This window comes from Cupriavidus sp. MEYA8 (assembly GCF_059278825.1).
On the sequence record NZ_JCAEMD010000003.1, the window covers coordinates 89,410 to 112,492 of the forward strand.

A 23,083-nucleotide genomic window follows, 5' to 3' on the forward strand; every position below is an offset into this window, starting at 1 on the left:
CGCCCGTGGCAAACGACTCGGATTCCGGGTCGGAACACCTTTGATCGGCATCCCGAACCAGCGGTGCAGCCATCCTGATCGAATCCCAGGGGCGGGCACGGCGTCGTTCACGATCTCAAACCTCAATCTGAGCAAGGATCAGAAATGAACTTTCAATTTTCCGAAGAGCAGAAGTCTATCGTGGAGGCAGTCCAGGCGGTCTGCTCACAGTTCGACATGGAGTACTGGGACCGGCTCGACAAGTCCGGCACCTATCCGCATGAGTTCTACAAGGCGCTGTGCGAGGGCGGGTGGCTGGGCGTGGCCATGCCGGAAGCGTTTGGCGGCGCCGGCCTTGGCATTCTGGAGGCCGCGCTGGTGACGCAGACCATTTCGCAGTCCGGCGCGGGCATGACCGGCGCTTCGGCGGTGCACATGAACGTGTTCGGCCTGAATCCGGTGGTGGTGTTCGCCACCGACGAACAGAAGCGCCGTTACCTGCCGCCCCTGATCGCCGGCCAGGAGAAAGCTTGCTTTGGCGTGACCGAACCCGATGCGGGGCTCGACACAAGCAAGCTAAAGACCTTCGCCAAAAAGGTGCCGGGCGGCTATTCGGTGAGCGGCCGCAAGATCTGGATCTCCACCGCGCAGGTGGCGGACCGCATGCTGCTGCTGGCGCGCACGCAGACACTGGAATCGGTGAAGAAGCCCACCGATGGCCTGTCGTTGTTCTACACCAAGGTAGACCGCAGCAAGATCGAGATCCGCGAGATCGACAAGATGGGCCGCGCCGCCGTCGACACCAACATGCTGTTCATCGACGACCTGTTCATTCCCGAGGAAGACCGCATTGGGGAGGAAGGGCGCGGCTTTGAGTACATCCTGCACGGGCTTAACCCGGAGCGCATCCTGATCGCATCCGAGGCTGTCGGCCTGGGCCGCGCGGCGCTGGCCATCGCCACGCAATATGCCAAGGAGCGCGTCGTGTTCGGCCGTCCGATCGGTATGAACCAGGGCGTGCAGCATCCGCTGGCGCAGGCATGGATGCAGCTCGAGGCGGCCAACCTCATGATGCTCAAGGCTGCCGCACTCTACGACGCCGGCGAGCCTTGCGGCGCCGAGGCCAACACGGCCAAATACCTGGCCGCGGAAGCGGGACACAACGCTTGCCAGACCGCCATCCTGACGCTGGGTGGCATGGGCTACTCGCGCGAGTACCGGGTCGAGCGATTGCTACGCGAGTCGTATATCCCGCGTATCGCGCCGGTCAGCCCGCAGCTGATCATGTGCTTTATTGCCGAGCGCGTGCTGGGCCTGCCGAAATCGTACTGAATCGACGCGCAAACGCTTACTGCTGGCCGCCGCGGCTGGAGTCCGCTGCGCACGCCTGGGCGCATGACCAACGCTGCAGTCGTTGCGCGGCGTTGACCCGGATCGCGACAGTCGATCCAGGATGGATTACACCAAGAAGGATAGGAGAACCAAGATGAAGCTTGAAAACATGTCTGCCGTGGTTACCGGGGGCGCCTCTGGCCTGGGACTGGCCACCGCCCGCCGTTTGCTCGAACGAGGCGTCGCCGTGGTCATCGCCGACCTGTCGGCAGAGCGGGGCGCCGCCGCCATGCAGGTACTTGGCGACAAGGCGCGCTTCGTACAGGCGGACGTCTGCGATACGGAGCAGATGGGCCGCGTCTACGACACGGCCGAATCGCTTGGCCCGCTGCGCGCGCTGGTCCACTGCGCGGGACTGGGCGGTACCGTGCGGCTGGTCGAGAAGGACGGAACACCTGGATCGATCGAGAAATACGAATCGATCGTACGGATCAACCTGATCGGCACCTTCAACTCGCTGCGGCTGGCGGCGGCGCGCATGGCAAAGAACGAACCCGTCGACGGTGAGCGCGGTGCCTGCGTGCTCACCGCCTCGGTGGCTGCCTACGAGGGTCAGATCGGCCAGATCCCCTACGCTTCGGCCAAGGCCGGCGTGGTCGGCATGACGCTGGTGGCCGCGCGCGACCTGGCCCAGCGCCTGATCCGCGTCAGCACCATCGCGCCGGGCGTGTTCGATACCCCAATCCTGGATCGCTTGCCGGAGACTGTGCGCGCCGCGCTCAGCGCTTCCGTTCCGCATCCGGCACGCCTGGGCAAACCGGACGAGTTTGCTTCGACGGCGCTGCACATCCTTGAAAATCCGATGATCAATGGCGAAACCATTCGCCTTGACGGTGCCATCCGGATGGCCGCGCGCTAAAGACCGCGCCGGGCGCACACAGGTTCGCGCAGTGGGGCTGCAAGAGCCGGAATGATCCGGCCGGCCCACTGGCGACCACACCACTACGTGGAGGAGAAGAACTATGCGTTTCAAGCTATTGATCAAGGCGGCGCTTGGGTTGTCGCTGGTGGCCACATTCTCGGCCGCCGTCACGGCGCCGGCGGCGGCAGCCTGGCCGGAGCGGGCGATCACCATCATCGTTCCGGGGGCGCCGGGGGGCACCATCGACATTCCGGCCCGCCTCGTGGCACAGAAGCTCACTGGCCTGCTGGGCCAGCCTGTCATCATCGACAACCGCCCCGGAAGCGGTGGCATTATCGGCGTGCAGGCACTGCTCCGGGCACCGGCAGACGGCTACACCCTGGTGGCGGGCAATACCGGTTCCCACGCCATCAACTACAGCGCCTATAAGCAACTGCCCTATCGCCCCGCGGATTTTATTCCGCTCACTGATCTGATCGTGTTCCCAAATGTACTGGTGGTCAACGCGCAGTCCTCGATCAGGACGGTCGCGGACCTGATCGCGGAACTGAAGAGTCGGCCGGGGCAGCTTAGCTTCCCCTCCGCCGGCATCGGGCAAACCACGCACCTGAGCGGTGAAATGTTTGGGATGCGCACTGGCACCAAGGCCATTCATGTGCCTTACCGCGGCTCGGTTCCGGCCACCACCTCACTGGTGTCCGGTGAAACCACTTTCATGTTCGACAACCTCACGCAAGCGCTGCCACAGATACGCGCGGGGAAACTGCGTGCCCTGGCAGTTACCAGCGCCGAACGCGTTGCCAGCCTGCCGGAGGTGCCAACCATGGCGCAAGCAGGCGTCAATGACTTCGTGGTGACGGGCTGGGCCGGATTCTTCGTCTCGGCCAAGACCTCGCCGGCCATTGTCGCCAAGCTGCAGGACAGCCTGATCAAGGCCATGCACGATCCCGAAGTCGTGGCCAAGATCAGGGAGATGGGAAGCCTCCCGGGAGGACAGCCGCAGGCAAAGTTCGCCGCCTTCGTCGATAGCGAGCAGCGACTTTGGGGCCAGATCGTCCGTCATTCGAGTCTGAGTCTTGACTAGGCTGATCGAAGCGGCGCGCAGTGCAGCGCTGGGCAAGTCAATCGCCGGTTGCAAGTTGCCGCGAGTAGCCTGGCGCAGTTCGCGCTTCTGTGGATGAAACCATGACTGCAATTGAGATCTCTATGACTGAAGCTTCTTGCGCTGATACGCCGCAAACACATGCCGGCGTGCCGGAAGGCTTTGTCGCCTTTCGCAAGCGAGGCGGGTACATGGCAAACTTTGGCGAGCTCTATGTTCACGAGGAGCGTCGAACGCTTGGGGTGCGTATCGACGAAAGCCACCTGAACCCCCTTGGTATGCCCCATGGCGGAATGTTGGCGACCCTCGCGGATACAGCGATCGGCGCAATGATGTTGTTGGAAATGGGGCGGTCAGCGACCGCCGTCACAGTGAACCTGAGCCTGGACTATCTGGACTCGGCGCGCCTTGGCGACTGGGTCGAAGCACGGGTGGAGTTCGACAAGCTTGGCTCGCGCCTGCGTTACGGGACGTGCCGACTTTTTGCGGGCGATCGTTGCCTGGTGCGGGCCACCGCGATCTTTGCGGCGTTTGCGCCGCGGGTATAGCCCAATCAGGGGCACTGTAACGTTGGCCGAGTTTTGGCCGCAATAGGACGGGGGGTGAAGTTCCGCCTCATGCGGCAGTCGGATCTTGGGTGAGTTCGGTGAATTCGCGCCATGCCGAGAAGCGAGCGCCGAGGTGTCGCGGTAAAGCGAAGCGCGCAGCAGCTGCCGCTTGAGGGCGAAGTGCTGGCGGATCGGAACCGGAGTGGGAGAGCAAAGCCTGCGTGCGCTTCGGGTCAGCGAAACGTTTTATAAAATAAATAATAAGTTCGCGCAATTATGTCCGAAGAAAGATCCATTTTGATATATGTCGTTGAGGATGATGAAGAACAAGCAAATTACCTAAAATTTGTTCTTCAAAGATCTCGGTTCTCAGTCGTTGTCTTTCACGATGGGGCGAAGGCCCTATATGCGCTACGTCGACGCCTACCCTCCGTGATCCTATTGGACAGACGCCTGCCGGATATTGATGGGTTGGAGATAGTTCACTGGATCAGACGTAACTGTAATCGTCTCCCGATAGTAATGCTGACAAACTCCACTTTGGAGCACGATGTTGTAAAGGCCTTCGAGGCTGGGGCTGATCACTATATTGCAAAGCCTCCGCAAGAATCAGAGCTAATCGCTAGGATCAGCAATGTCGTGCGGCGTTATCAGGCTATAACAGAATATGAAAGCAATATAAGGTTGGGCGACTACCTGATCAACTGCTCGGAGAAGACAGTACTACTAAAAAATGAGCAGGTGACGCTTTCACCAAAAGAATATGAGATTGTAGAATTGCTGTTTAGGAATGTCGGCTCCATTGTAACTAGAGAGACGGTATTGGTCCGCGTATGGGGACAATGCATAGAGAGCCTCGGCTCTCGCACGCTAGATACACACATCTATAAGATCAGGCGCAAACTCAAGCTTGGCCCAGACACCGGCGTATTATTGAAGGGCATCTATACGATCGGATATCGACTGGACGTCATTAATTATTGAATTATAATTTTTAGAGCCAGTTTGAAGATTCAAGGGTGGACGAATGTCGGCCCATGCAGCGGTGACCAGTGTGCTCTTCAGCCATGCACCGCTCTTGCGCACGCGGGTGCTGCGCCGCTTGCCGCGCTCTCGTCGTTACGTGGGCAAAGGCCGGCCAGGATATCAGATGGGCAGCATCGGGAAAGCGCGTCATGTCGACGCCGATTTCGGTCAGGATAGCCTCGGCGGTTACGTCACACACCGCGGGAATGGTCGCCTGCAGGCACAAGGTGAAGAAGGGAAGCAAAGCGCTTCCCTTTATGTCAGCAACGGAAGCGCGACAGTCAGGCGTGCATTCGCCTGACAACCACGCCGCCCTCATCTACTCCAGCCTCACCCCTTCTTCTTCACCACTTCTCCCCATCGCACCGCTTCGCTCTTCGAGCCGCTTATGTGGACGCCTCCCGGGCTCTGATAATCATATAGCCGGCCTCTCCTCCGTTCGGGTCGAACGGCTGGCGTAGAGTCGAGTTGCGAACTGACGTGACGCACAGGAGGCCGGCATGAACAAGTTTAGTGGAATCGACCTGCACTCGAACAACAGTGTGGTTGTGGTCAGCGATGAAGCTGACCGGGTTATCTACCAGCGGCGGTTACCAAACGATCCGGTCCAGATCCGGACGGCCCTGGCGCCGCATCGTGACGAGCTGGTGGGGGTGGTAATCGAAGCCACGTTTAATTGGTACTGGCTGGTTGATGGCCTGATAAAAGATGGCTACCAAGTGCATCTGGCGAACCCCGCAGCGATCAAGCAGTACGAGGGGTTGAAATATAGTGGGGACTTCGCGGATGCTGCCCATCTCGCACAACTGCTGCGTCTGGGGCTATTGCCAGAAGGCTACCTTTATCCAGCAGAAGAACGTCCGGTGCGCGATCTCTCGCGCAAGCGCATGCAACTGGTGCAGTGTCGAACGGCCCAGATCCTCGCGATCGAGAACCTGTTCTCACGCCACACTGGTGGGCAGATGCGGGGTGAACGGGTCAAGCGTCTGGACCAGACACAGGTCAGCGAATTCGGCTTTGCACCGGATGTGGCACTCGCGATGCAGGCCAATCTGGCGGTGATGCAAACCTTGCAGGAGCAGATCGAAATCCTCGAGAATCGACTCATGGAGCGGGTGAAACTGCAACCCGACTACGTGTTGCTGAAGTCGGTGCCCGGCATTGGTCCGGTTCTGGCAACCACGATCATGCTGGAAACCGGAACCATCTCGCGTTTCACCGAGGTTGGTGATTTCAGTTCGTACTGCCGCTGTGTGGACAGCCGGCGCGAAAGCAATAGCAGGAAGAAAGGCGAAGGCAATACAAAGAACGGCAACAAGTATCTGGCGTGGGCATTTGTCGAGGCGGCGAACTTCGCCATGCGCTCGTGCCCGGAAGCCAGGCGCTTTTACGAGCGCAAGAAACGTGCACGTAACGGGATTGTCGCGATCAAGGCGCTGGCGCACAAGCTGGCGCGCGCCTGCTATCACATGCTTCGGGAGCACAAGCCATTTGACGTAACCCGCTGCTTTGGCTAAAAGGCGGTGCAAGGGGAACGAGCCCGGTATTGCGACTGGTGAAAAGCCATGGCTCTGATTGGGTCTTCCCTTTGCCCCGCTTCCTGTTTGCAGATAACCGGGTCGCCTAGACAATGAGCCACGCTTGACTGGCGTTGCGCAGGCAACAGCCACGGTTCTGAAACCCATTGGACCTTGTCTGGCACCAACGTTTCTCTGGGGCGGCACCGCCGCCAGGGCGATCGACAATTCATCGCCGATCGCTTGATCCCGATGGGTGTCTGGTGCGATCCGGTTCGCAACCAGGCGCGAGAAAACGGATGCGATACCGCTGGCCCTGCAGGCAGCCTGCGACAGGATAACGGAAGGAATTTCGCCGGATTGGCATGACGATGAAAATGATCATCATCATGCCAATCCGGCGATGGGGAAGATTTGCGCCTTGACTTCGGCCGACTAATGGGTGTCGCAATAAGCCTCCGGTAGAATGGGCCGGTGTCGATTTCAGCAAGTGTTGGCAGCGGTCTTGAACTCGGAAGTTGGGAAGGTATTGAAGCGTCTGCACTACCCGCTGGAGGTGATGCTGACCTGCGTGCGGTGGTATGTCGCCTATCCGCTGAGCCTGCGTCATCTCGAGGAGATGATGGTCGAGCGTGGCATCTCGGTTGACCATTCGACCGTACACCGCTGGGCGCTGAAGTTGCTGCCGGCGTTGAATAAGAACACTCGCTCTCGCAAGCGCCCGGTGGGGAAAAGCTGGCGCATGGACGAGACCTACATCTGTACCGGGCGGTCGACAAGGCGGGCCATACCATCGACTTCCTGCTGCGCGCCCAGCGTGACAAGGCTGCGGCGCGGCGGTTTTTCGAGAAGGCCATCGCGCAGCACGGCCAGCCTGACACGGTGACCATCGACGGCAGCCCGGCCAACCTGGCGGCGCTGCACGACCTCAACGCCGAACGGGAAACGCCCAACGCCATTCGCCAGGTCAAGTACCTGAACAACATCGTCGAGCAGGACCATCGGGCCATTAAGCGCCAGACTCGACCAATGTTTGGCTTCAAGGACTTCCGCTGCGCCCGCATCTTGCTGGGCGGCATTGAGCTCATGCATAAGATCGCCAAAGGCCAAATGCAGTGATACGAAGGGAGCAATCCGTCGGCTGCGCAGCAGTTCTATTCCCTGGCTGCATAAGGCAACAGCGCCCCAAGGCTTCGTTCCGCCCTCGCTCGCTTATTGCGACAGAGCCGCCGCGCGAGTAGGGAGAGGTGTTGCAAATGAAGCAATGTCGCCCTTCCACCGCCGCGCCCTCCCACATCGACTTCCGAATCATAAGCATCCAACCAAAAAATAGTTGTCGGTTGGCATGTGGGCTGGGAGCATAACGTTTTGCTAGGGGTTTTGGCAGCACGAGTCAAGAGTTGGAAGTCATGTCGCGAGAGCCGGTATCGATGGAACATCCTGCGCATCCTGATCCGGTTGCGGATTGGTTGTTGGCGGGGCTTGAATTAAAGAGCACGTTATTCCATGTGGGGGAATATTGCGGGGTGTTTCAGGCGTCGACGGCGGGGCATCAGCGGGCGAGTTTCCATGTGGTGTTGGATGGCGAGTGCTATCTCCACTTAGGTGCGGATGGCGCGCAGCTGTCGCGTTCGATCAGGTTGAACAAGGGCGATGCGGTGTTCCTTCTCTCGGACATCAGTCATTGTTTGTCTTCGCATGCAAAACCTCCGGTGGACTTTTCCGCGCGGGAGGGCCAGATGACGGCATTGCCTTCGCGAGATCGCCAAACGTACGAAGAACACCAAGCGAACAAAGCATACCCCACCCCCCCCTCAGTAGGCCTCGCCTGCGGGTTCTTCGAATTCCGCACTGATCTTGACGCGTTAGTATTGGGTATGTTGCCGAACCCGATCATTGCGCGACGGGACAGTGGCCGGCATAACGGGCTGACACAGGTATTCGCGCTGATTCAAGCGGAAGCGCGCCGCCCGGGCGAGACGCCATCGCCGTTACTGGCTCGTCTGACCGACCTGCTTTTCTACTATGCGTTGCGCGAAGCCGTGTATGCCGAGAATTTCGCGCCGGGCATGTGGCGCCTGATGCGACGCGACGTATTCTGCCGACTCGCGGTCGCCATCATCGAGTCGCCGGGCGAGCGCTGGACGACTGATACCATGGCGGAATTCGTGCACATGTCGCGCGCACGATTCTGCAAGCAGTTTGCCGAAATCGGCGGCCAACCGCCGGCGCAATTCGTGACGCTTGTGCGTATGAAAACGGCGGCGGCGCTGCTGCGCGCTGGCGTGTCGTTGTCGGAGACTGCGGAACAGGTCGGCTACCAGTCCGAGTCGGCGTTCGCGCAGGCTTTCAAGCGAGTGACGGGCATGCAGCCGGGCGCGTGGCGCCGCCAAGCGAGCCCGGACAACAGCGCGGCCACTCTTTCGGCACCGCCGTCCTCCGACGCAACTGTCACGCATTACGCGTTACATTGACGCGCTCGCCTCACGTGGAGGACGTGAAGAACAACGCCGCGTTGCGGATCCCCGGACATAACACGGCCACCGTCGCCCGTCGTATGAGAGACGAATCCGCAGGATTTCCAGACGCGCGCGCATTGAGTGCCTGGCTGCGCCTCTGCACAATGGAAGCTCGACTGTGAGGAGCCCGATATGAGCCGACTGCCATTGAATACCCTTGAGACCGCCCCCGAGGCGAGCCGTCCGTTTCTGGAAAAGTCGCTTGCGGCGAATGGCTTCCTGCCGAACCTGGTGGCCTCGCTCGCCAATGCGCCGACGGCACTCGAGACCTACCTGACGGTGGGGGCGATCAACGGCCGCGCGAGCCTGACGCTTGCCGAGCGCGAGGTCGTGCAGATCACGGCAGCAGGCATTCATGGCTGCGGCTTCTGCGTGGCGGGCCACACGGCCGTGGCACTCAAGAAGGCTCAGCTTCCCGAAGCGCTGGTCCATGAAATCCGCGATCAACAGACGTTGTCCGACGCAAAGCTGGATGCCGTTGCAGTCTTCACCCGCGCCGTAATCGCCACACGCGGCGCAGTCTCCGACGCCGAATTCGCAGCATTCAAGGCGGCGGGCTTCGACGACAGGGCAGCCCTCGAAGTGGTGCTCGGCGTATCGCTCGCGACGCTGTGCAACTTCGCCAACAATCTCTCGCAAAACGAACTGAATCCGCAACTGGCCGCGTATCGCTGGGAGCCGAAAGGTCAAGTGGAATGAGCACGCACGCCAGCCCCTCCACCCCTGTCGCCAAAGAAGCTCCCAACGGCCTCGCGGCCCGGGCACCTGCGCTTGCCACGTGGCTCGATGCCCATGCGGAAACGCTGGACACCGATGCCACGCTGAGCGCCGACGTCGTGCCGCAACTGGCGCGAGCCGGCCTGCTGCGCATTGGCGTGCCCACGGAACTGGGCGGGGCTGGTGGCACGATCGACGATGCCATCGACAGTATCGCGGAAGTGGCGAACCACTCGTTCGCAGCAGCGTTCGTGCTGTGGGGTCAGCGTACATTTATCGAGTACCTGCTGCAAAGCCCGAATCGCGGCCTGCGCGAGCGCTTGCTGCCGGCGCTGCTCACGGGCAAACTTGCCGGAGCGACAGGGCTGTCGAACGCGATGAAATTTCTGTCGGCAATCGAACCGCTGCAAATTCGCGCGACCGATCGTAGCAGCGATGGCGCAGCGCCCGCGTGGCATGTGAGCGGCGGCTTGCCGTGGATCACCAACCTGCGGAAGCAGAGCTTTGTGGCGGCAGCCGCCGCCGACCACGAGACAGGCGGCCCGCCGTCGATCTTCGCCATTGCCCACGACGCACCGGGTGTGACGCGTAGCGACGATCTCGACCTGATCGGCCTGCGCGGGACCAACACGGCTGCGCTGCAAATGTCCGGCACGCCGCTGGACGACAACGATCGCATTACCGACAACGCACCCACCTGGCTTGTGCGCGTGCGACCGGCGTTCCTCGGACTGCAATGCGGTATGTCACTCGGCCTCGCGCGCCGCAGTCTTGCCGGGACGAACGACGGTGGCCCGGTTGCGCGCGGGGCAGTGGCCGACGAGGTTGGCGCACTCGCAGACCAGCTCGATATGCTGGCCACGCGTCTGAAGTCAGGCGTCGCCCAGGGCGAGTTCGTCACAGCCCCTGCAGAGCTGTTCGAGTTGCGCATCGCCTTGGCGCGCGTTGTTCACGATGCCGCCACACTTGAAGTGCAAACGGGCGGCGGACGTGGCTATCTGCGCGGACTGTCAGGCGTTGCTCGCCGCCAACGCGAAGCGGCCTTTGTGCCGATCGTGACCCCGAGTCTCGTGCAGTTGAAGGATCAACTGGCGGCCCAGCGGGCGGAGGCTGCGCAACTCGCGGCAGCTCCCGCGAGATCCAGTACCGGAACCGCGTCATGACCCAACCCACGGCGACGCAACGCGCGCATTCCGATACGTTCATCGCCCCGGCGCACAAGGATGCCTCGCGCGCTGTGACTGCGTTTGCGACCGCAACCGCAACCGCAAACGTCTCGCCTTTCCTCACGCTGCGCAACATCGGACTGGCCTACGGGCCGCGAGAGATTCTGCGGGGTGTCGATCTGAGCGTTGCTCCCGGTGAACTCGTTTCCGTACTGGGTCCGAGCGGTTCCGGCAAGTCGACGCTGCTGCGCATTGCCGCCGGACTGCTCCCGCCGAGTGCCGGCAGCGTCGATGTCGACGGAACGCCTCTGAGCGGCCCCCGCCCCGACATCGCGCTCGCATTTCAAGACCCCTGCCTGCTACCATGGCTCTCGGTCGAACGCAATGTGGCCTTCGGCCTCACATTTGCGCGCCAGCCCAAGTTGTCGCGCGATACCCGTCGTGAGCGCATCGATGCGGCACTCACAGAAGTTGGCCTTGCCCATGCGCATCATCTGCACCCGCGCGAGCTCTCGGGGGGCATGGCGCAGCGCGTTGCGCTTGCGCGCTGCCTTGCGCGTCAACCGCGTGCGTTGCTGCTTGACGAGCCGTTTGGTGCACTCGATGAAGTCACGCGCGCCGACATGCAGCGCTTGTTAGGCACCGTCGTGCGCGATACCGGCGCGGCAACCGTGCTGGTCACGCATGATATCGACGAAGCGCTGCTCGTCTCCGACCGCATCGTGCTGCTCGGCAATCATGGCCGTACGCTCGCGCAATGGCGCGTCGACATTCCCGCGCCGCGTGACACCCAGGTGGAGGCGCTGAGCGCGCTGCGCATCGAAATCCTGCAAGCGCTGCAACGCGCGATGTCCCGCGACACGACGCATGCGGCAGACGTGTCAGACACTGCACCTCACGCGCGGTAAACATCCAACCACACCGACCAGACCTACGGGGATCTCTACTTCATGTGCCAAATTTCCCGCCGTGAATGGCTCAAACTTGCTTCGATGATGACCGTGGCAGGTGCTGCACCGCTGCTGGCCTCGGCCGCAGCACGCGCGGCTGCCGAGCCCGATGCACCGTTGCGCATCGGCTATCTGCCTTTGACCGATGCCACACCGTTGCTCGTCGCGCACAACAACGGGTACTTCGAGCAGGCGGGTATCAAGGCGGAGAAGCCGACACTGCTGCGCAGCTGGGCGCAGTTGATCGAGTCGTTTCTCTCGGGGCAGGTCAACGTCGTTCACCTGCTCTCGCCGATGACGGTCTGGGCGCGTTACGGCAGTCAGGCGCAGGCGAAGGTCGTGGCATGGAACCACGTCAACGGCAGTGCCATCACTGTGACGAACGACATCAACAAAGTGAGCGACCTTGGCGGCAAGACGGTTGCCGTGCCGTTCTGGTATTCGATTCATAACGTGGTTCTGCAAAGCGTGCTGGCGACAAACGGTTTGACGCCGGTGCTCAAGAAGTCGGGCGCCCTTGCAGCCAATGAAGTCAATCTGATCGTGATGGCCCCGTCGGACATGCCGCCGGCGCTTGCTGCCAAGCAGATTGCCGGTTATATCGTGGCGGAGCCGTTTAACGCCGCAGCTGAGAACCTCAAGGTCGGCAAGGTGCTGCGCTTTACCGGCGACGTATGGAAGAACCATGCGTGCTGCGTGGTCACGATGCATGAGCGCGATTTGAGCGCGCGCCCCGAGTGGACGCAGAAGGTCGTCGACGCGATCGTGAAGGCGCAGGCATGGACACGTGCACATCCGAAAGACGCTGCCATGTTGCTCTCGAAGGAAGGGGAGAATCGCTACACGCCGCATCCGTTCCAGGTACTGCAGCGCGTGCTGGCCCCGGCCGCGGCGGAAGAAGGCCGCTATTTGGCTGACAAGGCGATCGTGCATGCCAACTGGCACGTGAATCGCGTCGACTTCCAACCGTATCCGTACCCCAGCTACACCGAAGCTCTCGTGCGCCATATGCAGAAGACGCAGGTGGAAGGCAACACCCAGTTCCTTGCCAAGCTCGACCCAGCATTTGTCGCACGCGATCTGGTCGACGACCGCTTCGTGAAGAAGAGCATTGCGGCTGCGGGCGGCATGAAGGCCTTCGGGTTGCCGGATGGCTTTACGCGTCAGGAGGTCATCGTTGTCTGACCTAATGTCCGCAAAGGCGAGCGCTGAACCCGGCGTGTCCGGTGTGTCGGACGTGCAGGCACCGAATGGCGCGGGCGCCGCGAACGCCGCGCCAAGCGGCCGCCGCGCTTGGCTCGGTTTGGCGGGGCTGGCGGGCATTGTCGCAATCTGGTGGCTCAGCGTCTCGCTGCTGACCACGCCGGGCTCGCTGGCCGCACAGTTCTCACCGGCGGCAGCACTGACCGCGCTTCCCGATCTGTTTCGAGACGAGCAACTGAGCCTGCATATTCTGGCGAGCTTTCGACGCATCGGTTTCGGTCTCGCATGGGCGCTGGTGCTGGGTGTGCCGCTCGGCTTTCTGATCGGACGCATCCGCTGGCTCAATGCGACGATCACACCTTCGCTGCAATTCCTGCGCATGATATCGCCGTTGTCGTGGATGCCGATCGCGGTGATGTCGCTCGGCGTTGGTGACCCTGCCGTGTACTTTCTGCTGGCGTTTGCGGCGCTGTGGCCGCTGGTGATGAGCACCGCCTCAGGCGTTACGCAAATCGACCGGCGCTGGGTGCAGTTGGGGGAGAGCCTCGCAGCCACCCGCTGGGAAATGCTCTGGCACGTGTATGTGCCGGGTATTGCCGCTCATGTGCTGACGGGCGTACGTCTTGCCATCGGCATTCTTTGGATCGTGTTGGTACCGGCAGAAATGCTGGGCGTGAACGCCGGACTGGGCTATTTGATTCTCGACACTCGCGACCGGTTGGCCTATTCGGAACTCACGGCCGTCATTCTCGTCATCGGCGTGCTCGGCTTCGCACTCGACTGGGCGGCACGCTTCATCTACCGTCGCTTTAGCGGCGCGATAGCCGATGAGTGAGTGGTGCCCACATCGTCATCGACCCTGGCAGGAAAAAGCTGAAAGAGCCGGGAAGTAGCTCGCAGGAAATCTATGGAAAGCGCCCGGTTCGAGTCTGCCAGACCGCGCCGGGCACATCAGGTCGAGGACTTTGATGCCCCGGAGGATTGCGCTCATGTAGGTGCTTTCAGTGGGAAGTTGGAAACGCTGCACACCTCGACGCACCGCTATGGGCCGCAGCGGCGCGAACTCACAGGCTGGGAGGCCCAGCTATGCAGTCAACGGCCTTGTGCGAACTGACTCGACCGAAGTAGAGCCGATGGCTAAGTCGAAGAAGCCCCGCAAGGCTTATCGGCCGCGCGGATACGAACCTGCCGCCGGCATGCGCCTCCAACCGTGGAAACTGAGCAAGTTTGCGCCAATGGAACTCATTCTTGCCCGGCTGGAAACCGGGAAAGCCTTCGACGTCAATAATGAGGGCAAGATACGGACGCACTACTTCGAGGCTGGCCAGTCGATCGCGGTTGACGAGATGATCGACTTGTGGACCGAAATCTTTGTGATTGCCGGAATACGCGCGCCCGGAATCTGCGCTGGCGTGGCGCCGCTACAGCGGCCCTGTGCCACGCTTGCTGAGGGCGATGCCCTCACGCAGGCCGATATCGATGCTTGTCGCACATGCCTTGAAGCGCTGCGCCGGTACACCGAGCGGTTGCCAAGCGCTGAACTTCTGGACCTGGCGCGGACCGTCGCTCTGAAGGCAGAGATGGATGACTGCGATGCGCTCAAGCAGGCCGTCTGACCAGAACATCTGAAGACAGGTTTTGTCGCAGTAAGCCTCAAGTTGAATTGGCCGAAGTCGAACTCGGCACGTGTGGGCAACGACCAGTTCTTCGATCTTGAGTTCGAGAAACCCGCGTCGTTGCCGGGCCTTGGGCCACGCAGAACATGGCCGACATGGGCGCCACGGTCTACAAGATCGAAAAGCCCGGCGATGGCGACGACACCCGCAAGTTGGGGCCATTCCTGACCAACGCCAATGGCCAGCAGACCAACGACTCAGCCTTCTTCCTGTGCTGCAACCGGTGCAAGTAGTCTGTCACCGTCGACATCTCGCAGCCGGAAGGCGCCGAGCTGGTACGCCGCCTCGCCGCGCAATGCGACGTGGTGGTGGAAAACTACAAGGCCGGCAGTCTGAAGAAGTACGGGCTGGACTACGAATCGATCTGCGCCGTGCGCGCCGACATCATTTATTGTTCGGTGACCGGCTTCGGCGCCGACGGCCCCTATGCCACGCGCCCCGCTTATGATTTCGTCCTACAAGGCATGGCGGGCCTGATGAGCACCTGTGGCCAGCCCGACGGCAGTCCGGGGGCCGCGCCGATGCGCACCGCGATTCCGCTGACAGACATTCAGACCGGCCTCTATGCCTCTGTCGCCCTGATGGGTGCGCTCTACCATCGGCAGGCCACCGGGGAAGGCCAGTACATCGATGCCGCCATGATCGATGCATCGGTCGCGGCCAACGGACACCTGGCCCTGGGCTACCACATGACCGGCAAGGTACCCCAGCGCGTGGGCAACACCAATCCGGTGGCGGCCCCGTCGGAGGTGTTCCGCCGCGCCGACGGCCAGCTGATCATCGGCGTCGGCAGCGACGGCCAGGTCGCCGCGCTGTGCAAAGTGCTGGGCTGCCCGGAACTGATAGCGGATGAACGCTTCCGCCTGAACACGGGCCGCGTCGACAACCGGCCGCAGCTACGCGAGCTGCTCGATGCGCGCATCGGCACGTGGAAATCCGCGGACCTGCTTGCCGTGCTAGAACGCGCAGTCGTCCCGTGCGGGCCGATCAACCGCATGGACGAAGTCTTTGCCGATCCGCAGGTGCAGCACCGTGAACTCCTGGTGAAGCATGCCGCATGCAAGGGGCGTGGATGCGCCTTCGCTGCGCAGCCCGCTGCGTTTCTCGGTGACTCGTCGCTTCCCGACAGCGGTGACGGACTCAGGTCAATGCGGTTTAATAACACAGTGGCAGTAGATGAAATGCTGTAAGCGCCCCGCCGGCGTGACGTGTGCTTCTTCGTCGTGTTCGACCAGTTTGAATGCCGGGCCGAATTCACTGTGTAGGGAACCCGCGTCGTACTGGACTACTGGAAGACCGCTGCACTCGGAGGGTCCGTCAGGAGCGAAGGTGGCGACGATTACGTGGCCGCCCGGCTTTACCGCACGCATTACCTGATCGACATACGCGCAGCGGTCGGCCTCGTCTGTGAGGAAGTGAAACACCGCGCGGTCATGCCAAACATCAAAGGACCGCTCTGGCAATGGGGCAGAAGTGACATCAGCCTCAATCCATTGCACGAGCCCGGACTTTTTCTCTCCGAGCCGTCTACGCGCCACGGCCAGCGCTTCGCCGGAGAGATCCAGCACGGAGAGGTTGTGGTAACCAAGAGCGACCAAATCATCTGTCAGCGTTGATGCGCCGCCGCCGACATCGATGATCGCGGTATCCAGCCCGAGGCCGATTCGTTTAATCAGACCCAGCGACAGCGTCGCGTGCGGCTGATACCAACTGACTTCAGTAGACGATTTCGCCGTGTAGATGTGTTCCCAATGAGTCTTCGATTGCATCCCTTTCCCCCGGAGATTGGTTCGCTAAGATTCTAGCGCCTGCATGGCCTCTAGATTGCACCCAACTTCGAGTCGGTGTTCCGTCGCGATGCGACCGGCTCGTCTTGACACCATAGACAGACAGCCAGGAATTACCGGCGGGTGGCTGAACATCGCTGGTCTCGGCCGACGGCTCTGTCGCAATAAGCCTCCGGTAGAATGGGCCGCTGTCGAATTCAGCAGGTGTTGGCAGCGGTCATGAACTTGGAAGTGGGAAGGTATTGAAGCGTCTGCACTACCCGCTGGAGGTGATGCTGACCTGCGTGCGGTGGTATGTGGCCTACCCGCTGAGCCTGCGTCATCTCGGGCAAATGATGGCCGAGCGTGGCATCTCGGTTGACCATTCGACCGTGCACCGCTGGGCGCTGAAATTGCTGCCGGCGTTGAAAACAAGATCTTTCGCTCTCGCAAGCGCCCGGTGGGGAAAAGCTGGCGCATGGACGAGACCTACATCCTGGTACGCGGCCAGTGGAAGTATCTGTAGCGGGCGGTCGACAAGGCGGGCCATACCATCGACTTCCTGCTGCGCGCCCAGCGTGACAAGGCTGCGGCGCGGCGGTTTTTCGAGAAGGCCATCGCGCATAACGGCCAGCCCGACTCAGTGACCATCGACGGCAGCCCGGCCAACCTGGCGGCCCTGCGCGACATCAACGCCGAGCAGGGAGCTCCCATCGCCATTCGACAGGTCAAATATCTGAACAACATCGTCGAGCAGGACCATCGGGCCATCAAGCGCCAGACTCGACCAATGCTTGGCTTCAAGGACTTCCGCTGCGCCCGCATCTTGCTGGGCGGCATTGAGCTCATGCATATGAGCGCCAAAGGCCAAATGCAGTGCCACGAAGGGAGCAATCCGTCGGCTGCGCAGCAGTTCTATTCCCTGGCTGCATAAGGCAACAGTGCCCCCAGGCTTCGTTCCGCCCTCGCTCGCTTTATTGCGACAGAGCCCAGGCGCTTCAATACCTTCGCAATCTCCGCGTTCATCACCACTGCCCACCTTGCCTGAGTTCGAATACCGGCTCATTCTACCGGAGGCTTATTGCGATAAAACCGAGCCTGATCTCGGGGTCGGGATCGACGTTCCGAGCCGGAGGCTCGTTCAGGGCATCCGTGACGGTGGCGAACCCGGGGGCAAGCTGGTGCTATCGCTCGCGCAGTGCCTCCGCCGCGCGATTCAGTGGTTTGAGCAGGTACTGCAGAACGGTCCTGCGTCCGGTCCTGATTTCCGTGGTCGCGACCATGCCGGGCATGATCGGATGGCGCTTGCCGTCCCTCGTCTCCAGGTAGCCATGCTCTGTAAGCACGTAGACGCGATAGTAGTAGATGCGCCTGTCGACCTGGTCTTCGATCGTGTCCGGAGATATCCTTTGGACGCTGGCAGGCAGCGACCCATACACCGATGACTCGAACGCCGTGATCTTTACCGTAGCGTCCTGGCCTGGATGGATAAAGGCGATATCCCTCGGGCTCAGGCGCGCCTCGATCAGCAACTGGTCGCCGAGCGGGACAATCTCCATCAGCACGCCGCCCGCGCCGATCACGCCGCCGATCGTGGAGACCCGGATATCCTTGACGATGCCGCGCGCGGGCGAGGTGATCACGGTGCGGCGCAACTGGTCGGCGCGGCCCTCGCGGATCTTCAGCAGCGGCCCCAGGTCGGCCATCGTGGTGGCGTAGTCCGCCTTGAGGGCAACATAGTATTCGCTCTGCGTGGCAGCCAGTTTGGTGGAGAACTCGGCGGCCTTCTGCTTCAGCCGCAGGATCTCGACCTCGTTGGTGGCGCCACTCTTCAGCAGCGGCATTGCGATCCTGAGCTCGTCCTCGGCCAGGCGCAACTGCTCGCGAAGATTGGCGACGTTCTCCTTGAAGGCCCGCCGGTTCGCCACGAACAACTGGCGCTCGCGGTCGACAACGGCGGTGTCCCGGGCCAGCTCGGCAGGGAAGGTGACTTCGCCGCGGTCATTCATTTCAGCCTGCAGGCGTGCAGCGCGTGCCTGCAATGCGGCGATGCGTTCAAGTGTCTCTTCCATCGAGGAGCGCGCCTGCACAGGGTCCAGCGTGGCCAGCTTCTGGCCGGCCTCGACCACGTCGCCTTCGCGCACCGCCAGCTCGGACAGGATGCCGCCCTCCAGGCTCTGGATCACCTGGCCTTTGGAAGCCGGCGTCACCTTGCCCTCGCCAACGGCAACTTCATCGAGCCCGGCAAAGGCCGCCCAGACGAAGAAGGCCGAGATTGCCGCGATGATCAGCCATAGAAGAAGCCGCGCCGGCGGGCCACTTTGTTCGCCGCGCGTTGAGGTGGAATGGCCGCTCATGGTGTTGCCTCCGCCGCCACGGCCGCTTGGGCCTGGCCGGGTCCTTCGGCAGCCGCTTCGCCTTTCAGGGCCATCAGGATTTCGTGCTTCGGGCCGTCGCGCACGATCCGTCCGCCGTCGATGACGAGGATCCGGTCCACCAGCGCCAGCACGGAATAGCGATGGGTGGCAACGATCAGCGTCCGATGGCCGAGCCAGTTCTTCAGGCGATTGATGACCGCATGCTCGGTGGCTTCGTCCAGCGAGGCGGTTGGCTCGTCCAGCAACAGCACGTTGGGTGCGCGCAGGAAGGTCCTCGCCAAGATGAGCGCCTGCTTCTGGCCGCCGGACAGGCCCAGCCCGCTTTCGCGCAGCGTCAGGTCAAGCCCGTGCGGCTGGTTGAGCACGAGCTGGTCCGCGCAAGACAGGTGCATGGCCGCCAGGATATCCTCGTCGCTGGCTTGCGGATTGGCGATGCGCAGGTTCTCGCGCAGCGAGCCGTAGAACAGGCTCGAATCCTGCAGGACCGCCCCGACATTGCGTCGGATATCGTCGACGTCGATCAGCGCCATCGGCGTGTCGTCTAGCAGGACACGGCCCTGGCCGGGCACGGCAAGGCCGGCGGCGAGCCGCAGCAGCGTGGATTTGCCGGCGCCGACGCGGCCAAGGATGGCGATGCGTTCACCGGGCTTGATCGTCAGCCGCGGCACGACCAGCGCCGGCCGGTCCTGTGGATCGAAGCGGTAGACCACGTCGTCGAACTGGTAGCGGCCGTACAGTGACGGCTTGTGATAGGTATCCTTATTTGCGTCATGGTCGACCGGCAGGGACAGCAGCCGGTCCAGCCCGAGCTTGCCGGCGCGGACATTCTGGATGCGCCCCAGCACGGCGGGAATCTGGGAAAGCGGCGCAATGGTGCGGCTGGTGAGGATGGAACAGGCCAGCACCGCGCCAAAAGACAGGCTGGCGTCGAGAATGCCATAGACCCCGGCGATCAGCACGCCGACATAGGCGAGCTGCTGTGCCGTCTGCGAGATGTTGATCAGCAGCCCCGCCAGGGCAACGCTGCTTCAGGCCGATGTTGGCGCTGACCTGGTTGGCGCGGTCCCACAGCAGGCAGAAGCGCGGCTCTGCCTGCAGCGCCTTGATGTCTTCGGCGCGGTATATGGATTCCATCAGGATGGCGTTCCTGAGCGCGGCTTCGGCAAGTCCCTGCTGCGACAGCCTTGACAGCGGAATCTGGGCCACGATGCCGGGCAGCACCAGCAACGGGATCGCCGCCAGGGGCACCAGCACGAGCGGCCCGCCCAGGATCCAGATGATGAACAGGAAGGCGGCGACAAAGGGCAGGTCGATCAGCACGCCCAGGGTGCTTGAGGTGAGCAGCTCGCGCAGTTGCTCCAGGTCGCGCAACTGCGCGATCAGCGTGCCCGGCGACCTTGGGGCGGGCATCGTTGCGGATATCGAGCACGCGCGTGAAGAACATCGCCGAGAGCTTCAGGTCGGCCTGCTTGCCGAGATGGTCCGCAATGGAGACGCGCGCCGTCCTGAGCACCAGTTCGAGCAGGAGCGCGAGGCCCACGCCGGAAGCCAGCACCCACAACATATGGGTGGAGCGTGCGGGAACCACGCGGTCCCAGACCTGCATGGCGAACAGCGAGGTGGCGATCGCCAACAGGTTACTGAAGAGCGAACCGGCGCCGAGCTCGAGCAGGCCTTTCCAGTGGCCGGCGAAGATGTCTCTGAGCCAGGATTCGGGCCTTTCGGCCAGGTAGGCATCCACGCGGCGGTGCCGCGACGGGTCGCGTTCAAGCGCCGGCCCGGCGGCCGGGCGGTTCGATTCCGGGGGAGCGGCTTCACTCATCGCGTTGTCCTCCGTGCTCGCGCAGCAGTTCCACCAGCTTGCCCACTGCCACGTAGGTCTTGATCTGCGCGAGCAGGCCGTCGGCAATGGCGTTGGTCCATTCGACCTCAGCGAGGAAGATCTCGCGCTCCGGATTGAAGACTTCAGTCAGCGATCGCTTGTTCAGCATGTATTCCTGCCAGTAAAGATCGCGCGAGGCGTGCGACAGGCCAATGATCTGCTCGTAGCTCGACAACCGCGCCGCGGCGCCGGCAGCCTCGGTGGCGGCGGCGTTGAGCGCGGTTCGCGTCACCAGCCGCTGGTTCTCGAGCGCATCCGACGCCGCGCGCCGGTCGGCCTCGGCAGCCGCGATCCGGTGCTGGGCCAGATTGCCCAGCGAGAAGTCACCGGTCAGTGACAAGCCCACCCAGGTATCGTCGTTGGCATTGGCGCGCCCAGTCGACACCGAACGGCTGAAGCCGATGCCGATCGAGGGAAATCGCTCGGCCTCGGCCAGCCGGAGCCTTGCCTCGGCAGCATCCCTGGCAGCGCCGGCGGCGAGGACCGATGGCGTCCCCTCGGTATCCAGGCCAGTATCACCAAGCCGCCGTACATACTCGGCGCTCGCGCCGAGATTGCTGACCCGTTGCGGCCGCGTGCCGATTAGCTCCGCAAGCTTTGAGGCGGCAACATCGAAGCGCGTATTCGCCTTCAGCACCTCGGCTTGTGCGCGCAGGATGGCAACGTCAGCGAGGTTGCGGTCGGAAGACACCGAAAGCCCGGCTTTGACCCGGTCGACGATCTTTACCCGTATTTCACCCAGGGCGGCGACCTGACGCTTGGCGGCAGCAATCACGTCCTGGCTTGCCGCGAGCTCGATAAAGCTGGCTGCGGTGTTGTAGGCCACCGTTTCAACCGTGTCGGCAAGCAGATATTGCTGCTTGTTCAGTGTAGCGTCAGCTGCCGAGACCCGGCTCGCGGTGCGTCCGAAGTCGTAGAGTAGCTGTTTGACGGCAAGCGTGGCACGGGCCCCGCTACTGTTGCCGCCGCTGCCGAAGCCGCCGCCGTAGCCGGGCAGCACGCCATATTCGATCTTGGGGTACCAGGCGGCCCGCGCCACCTCTACCTCGGACGTGCTCTGAGCCACGACGGCATTGGCGCGGCTGATGTCGGGGTGGCGCGAGATCGCGATGCCGACCGCATTTCGCAAGGTCAGGCCGTCAATGGCAACCCGGCGGACCGGGCCGGCTGCCTGCGCTTCGGGCGCAGCGCGCGCCGGGTAGGGCATATCGGCGGCGAACGCCACGGCACCGGCTTGTGCGGGAGCGATGGCCGCTATCACGGCGAGCACGAGCGGCAGGGCAAGCGGGGAGCCTTGCCGGGGCAAGGAGGAGTTCAACTGTGGACGAGGGCATGCCAAACGGGTGAAGAAAGGGGGCGTCATGAACTTCGCGGGCAGACAAGGGCACGGCAGCTCGCGCATCGCGAGCCGGGAATGCCAGCCGGCATTCCCGCTTGAAGCCTGTCCGCAGAGGCAGGCACGCCTCTGCGGACACGCCGTTCAGACTACGATCTGATGATTCGCCAGAAGCGTCTCCAGGTTGGTCGTCACATTGTTCAGCGTGACCAGAGTTTGCGGCGCAAAAGCGGTGCCGCTGCCGTCGCGGTCGATGGTGACGACCGTATTGCCGCCGACATTGGTGACCGTGAGGTAGTTGGCGATCGTATCGCCGGCATCAATGGTTGGCGTTCCATTGACATAGTGCGCTGGGCCATCGGCATCCGCCTGGTAGCCAACCAGCAGGTGAGAGACATCGAGCCGGTCGGCGGCGGGGTCGTCGGGGCTGGCGGCAACCGTGAAGTCAGTGATGACGTCGGTACCGTTGCCGCCGCCGTTATCCGCCGCGTTGACCTCCCACAGGAACACGTCGCCGCCGGCGCCGCCGGTGAGCGTATCGTTGCCGCTGCCACCGATCAGGATGTCGTTGCCCGCGCCGCCCAACAGCACGTCGTTACCCGCGCCGCCCCGCAGCAGGTCATTGCCGTCGCCGGCATCCAGCGTATCGTCGCCGGCATAGCCGTATAGGCGGTCGTTGCCCGCAGTCCCCGTGACTGTGTCGTTGCCTGACGTGCCCTCGATGATGGAGGATGATTGCGAACTGTCCAGCAGGGTCGTCAGGACGCCGACGGACAGAAGCTGGCCGGCGGTCGCTGAGCCCGTGAGGACTGTGGAATCGGTGGCCGTGATGCTGATGCTGTTGAGCAGGTCCACGTTGGTGCCAGCCAGCCCGCCGCTATCCAGGGTGATCGAGGCGAGAAACTCATTCAGCTTGAGATTGTCGATCGGGCCGCCATCGAGCGCCGTGATCGTCATGTCGGACGATGCGCCGAGGCCAAGGATACCAGGGTTGTTGGTCACGGTGAATTGCAGCCCCAGCTCGGCGGCCAGCGCCAGGTTGGCATCGAACTGCTGCGTGGAGA

General features: G+C 62.5%; 19 protein-coding genes and 5 pseudogenes. 17 read left to right on the plus strand and 7 right to left on the minus strand.

Annotated features, from left to right (window positions below; genetic code table 11):
• Positions 1 to 144: 144 nt before the first annotated feature.
• From AC5WJ1_RS28345 to AC5WJ1_RS28360, 4 genes are all read left to right on the plus strand, one after another.
• Positions 145 to 1,311 (plus strand): acyl-CoA dehydrogenase family protein, encoded by a 1,167-nt coding sequence (locus AC5WJ1_RS28345; RefSeq protein ID WP_494477281.1) that lies wholly within the window; start codon positions 145 to 147, stop codon positions 1,309 to 1,311.
• 154 nt (positions 1,312 to 1,465) lie between these two features.
• A complete protein-coding gene (locus AC5WJ1_RS28350; protein ID WP_022540126.1) occupies positions 1,466 to 2,230 on the plus strand; it encodes an SDR family NAD(P)-dependent oxidoreductase in 765 nt (254 codons plus the stop codon).
• A gap of 103 nt (positions 2,231 to 2,333) precedes the next feature.
• A complete protein-coding gene (locus AC5WJ1_RS28355; RefSeq protein WP_494477282.1) occupies positions 2,334 to 3,317 on the plus strand; it encodes a Bug family tripartite tricarboxylate transporter substrate binding protein in 984 nt (327 codons plus the stop codon).
• A gap of 101 nt (positions 3,318 to 3,418) precedes the next feature.
• Positions 3,419 to 3,883 carry a PaaI family thioesterase gene (locus AC5WJ1_RS28360; RefSeq protein ID WP_494477283.1) on the plus strand — a complete coding sequence of 155 codons (465 nt, stop codon included), beginning with the start codon at positions 3,419 to 3,421 and terminating at the stop codon, positions 3,881 to 3,883.
• Positions 3,884 to 3,950: 67 nt separating this feature from the next.
• Here AC5WJ1_RS28360 and AC5WJ1_RS28365 read toward each other — a convergent pair.
• Positions 3,951 to 4,133, minus strand: a pseudogene (locus AC5WJ1_RS28365) (IS6 family transposase); the annotation flags it as partial.
• A 26-nt stretch (positions 4,134 to 4,159) separates the two neighbouring features.
• Here AC5WJ1_RS28365 and AC5WJ1_RS28370 point away from each other — a divergent pair.
• Complete coding sequence (locus AC5WJ1_RS28370; protein ID WP_494477284.1) at positions 4,160 to 4,867, plus strand: response regulator transcription factor; 708 nt, start codon at positions 4,160 to 4,162, stop codon at positions 4,865 to 4,867.
• A 10-nt stretch (positions 4,868 to 4,877) separates the two neighbouring features.
• On the opposite strand, the gene AC5WJ1_RS28375 is transcribed toward AC5WJ1_RS28370, so the two are convergent.
• The gene (locus tag AC5WJ1_RS28375; RefSeq protein ID WP_494477387.1) at positions 4,878 to 5,108 is read right to left on the minus strand and encodes a hypothetical protein; all 231 of its coding nucleotides are present in this window, start codon (positions 5,106 to 5,108) and stop codon (positions 4,878 to 4,880) included.
• Here AC5WJ1_RS28375 and AC5WJ1_RS28380 point away from each other — a divergent pair.
• The 11 genes and pseudogenes from AC5WJ1_RS28380 (at position 5,034) to AC5WJ1_RS28430 (ending at position 15,847) form a co-directional block, all read left to right on the plus strand.
• Positions 5,034 to 5,210, plus strand: coding sequence for a hypothetical protein (locus tag AC5WJ1_RS28380; RefSeq protein WP_494477410.1), 177 nt, complete (start codon positions 5,034 to 5,036; stop codon positions 5,208 to 5,210). The two genes, AC5WJ1_RS28375 and AC5WJ1_RS28380, sit on opposite strands and share 75 nt — an antisense overlap.
• Before the next feature lie 199 nt (positions 5,211 to 5,409).
• Positions 5,410 to 6,426: an IS110 family RNA-guided transposase gene (locus AC5WJ1_RS28385; protein WP_494477285.1), complete on the plus strand. Its 1,017-nt coding sequence runs from the start codon at positions 5,410 to 5,412 to the stop codon at positions 6,424 to 6,426.
• Between the two features lie 466 nt (positions 6,427 to 6,892).
• A pseudogene (locus AC5WJ1_RS28390) lies at positions 6,893 to 7,545 on the plus strand (IS6 family transposase).
• Positions 7,546 to 7,835: 290 nt separating this feature from the next.
• The gene (locus AC5WJ1_RS28395; RefSeq protein WP_494477388.1) at positions 7,836 to 8,900 is read left to right on the plus strand and encodes an AraC family transcriptional regulator; all 1,065 of its coding nucleotides are present in this window, start codon (positions 7,836 to 7,838) and stop codon (positions 8,898 to 8,900) included.
• Between the two features lie 177 nt (positions 8,901 to 9,077).
• A complete protein-coding gene (locus AC5WJ1_RS28400) occupies positions 9,078 to 9,644 on the plus strand; it encodes a carboxymuconolactone decarboxylase family protein (protein WP_494477286.1) in 567 nt (188 codons plus the stop codon).
• Positions 9,641 to 10,825: an acyl-CoA dehydrogenase family protein gene (locus AC5WJ1_RS28405; RefSeq protein ID WP_494477287.1), complete on the plus strand. Its 1,185-nt coding sequence runs from the start codon at positions 9,641 to 9,643 to the stop codon at positions 10,823 to 10,825. The genes AC5WJ1_RS28400 and AC5WJ1_RS28405 overlap by 4 nt, the downstream gene beginning before the upstream one ends.
• The gene (locus AC5WJ1_RS28410) at positions 10,822 to 11,736 is read left to right on the plus strand and encodes an ABC transporter ATP-binding protein (RefSeq protein ID WP_494477288.1); all 915 of its coding nucleotides are present in this window, start codon (positions 10,822 to 10,824) and stop codon (positions 11,734 to 11,736) included. The genes AC5WJ1_RS28405 and AC5WJ1_RS28410 overlap by 4 nt, the downstream gene beginning before the upstream one ends.
• A gap of 42 nt (positions 11,737 to 11,778) precedes the next feature.
• On the plus strand, positions 11,779 to 12,963 hold the full coding sequence (locus AC5WJ1_RS28415) for an ABC transporter substrate-binding protein (RefSeq protein WP_494477289.1): 1,185 nt from the start codon (positions 11,779 to 11,781) through the stop codon (positions 12,961 to 12,963).
• Positions 12,956 to 13,816 (plus strand): ABC transporter permease, encoded by an 861-nt coding sequence (locus AC5WJ1_RS28420; RefSeq protein WP_494477290.1) that lies wholly within the window; start codon positions 12,956 to 12,958, stop codon positions 13,814 to 13,816. The genes AC5WJ1_RS28415 and AC5WJ1_RS28420 overlap by 8 nt, the downstream gene beginning before the upstream one ends.
• A 298-nt stretch (positions 13,817 to 14,114) precedes the next feature.
• Positions 14,115 to 14,597 (plus strand): hypothetical protein, encoded by a 483-nt coding sequence (locus AC5WJ1_RS28425; RefSeq protein WP_494477291.1) that lies wholly within the window; start codon positions 14,115 to 14,117, stop codon positions 14,595 to 14,597.
• Between the two features lie 155 nt (positions 14,598 to 14,752).
• Positions 14,753 to 15,847, plus strand: a pseudogene (locus AC5WJ1_RS28430) (CaiB/BaiF CoA transferase family protein).
• On the opposite strand, the gene AC5WJ1_RS28435 reads toward AC5WJ1_RS28430, so the two are convergent.
• Positions 15,803 to 16,426 carry a class I SAM-dependent methyltransferase gene (locus AC5WJ1_RS28435; RefSeq protein WP_494477292.1) on the minus strand — a complete coding sequence of 208 codons (624 nt, stop codon included), beginning with the start codon at positions 16,424 to 16,426 and terminating at the stop codon, positions 15,803 to 15,805. The pseudogene AC5WJ1_RS28430 and the gene AC5WJ1_RS28435 overlap by 45 nt on opposite strands.
• Positions 16,427 to 16,716: 290 nt before the next feature.
• On the opposite strand from AC5WJ1_RS28435, the pseudogene AC5WJ1_RS28440 reads away from it, so the two are divergent.
• Positions 16,717 to 17,357, plus strand: a pseudogene (locus AC5WJ1_RS28440) (IS6 family transposase).
• A gap of 250 nt (positions 17,358 to 17,607) precedes the next feature.
• Here AC5WJ1_RS28440 and AC5WJ1_RS28445 read toward each other — a convergent pair.
• The 4 genes and pseudogenes from AC5WJ1_RS28445 to AC5WJ1_RS28460 form a co-directional block, all read right to left on the minus strand.
• Complete coding sequence (locus AC5WJ1_RS28445; RefSeq protein WP_494477293.1) at positions 17,608 to 18,780, minus strand: beta-barrel domain-containing protein; 1,173 nt, start codon at positions 18,778 to 18,780, stop codon at positions 17,608 to 17,610.
• Positions 18,777 to 20,560 (minus strand): annotated as a pseudogene (locus tag AC5WJ1_RS28450) (type I secretion system permease/ATPase); the annotation flags it as partial. The pseudogene AC5WJ1_RS28450 and the gene AC5WJ1_RS28445, both read right to left, overlap by 4 nt.
• Positions 20,561 to 20,615: 55 nt before the next feature.
• Entirely contained in the window at positions 20,616 to 22,046 is a 1,431-nt protein-coding gene (locus AC5WJ1_RS28455; protein ID WP_494477294.1) for a TolC family protein, read from the minus strand.
• A gap of 117 nt (positions 22,047 to 22,163) precedes the next feature.
• Positions 22,164 to 22,976: a calcium-binding protein gene (locus AC5WJ1_RS28460; RefSeq protein WP_494477389.1), complete on the minus strand. Its 813-nt coding sequence runs from the start codon at positions 22,974 to 22,976 to the stop codon at positions 22,164 to 22,166.
• Positions 22,977 to 23,083 lie beyond the last annotated feature (107 nt).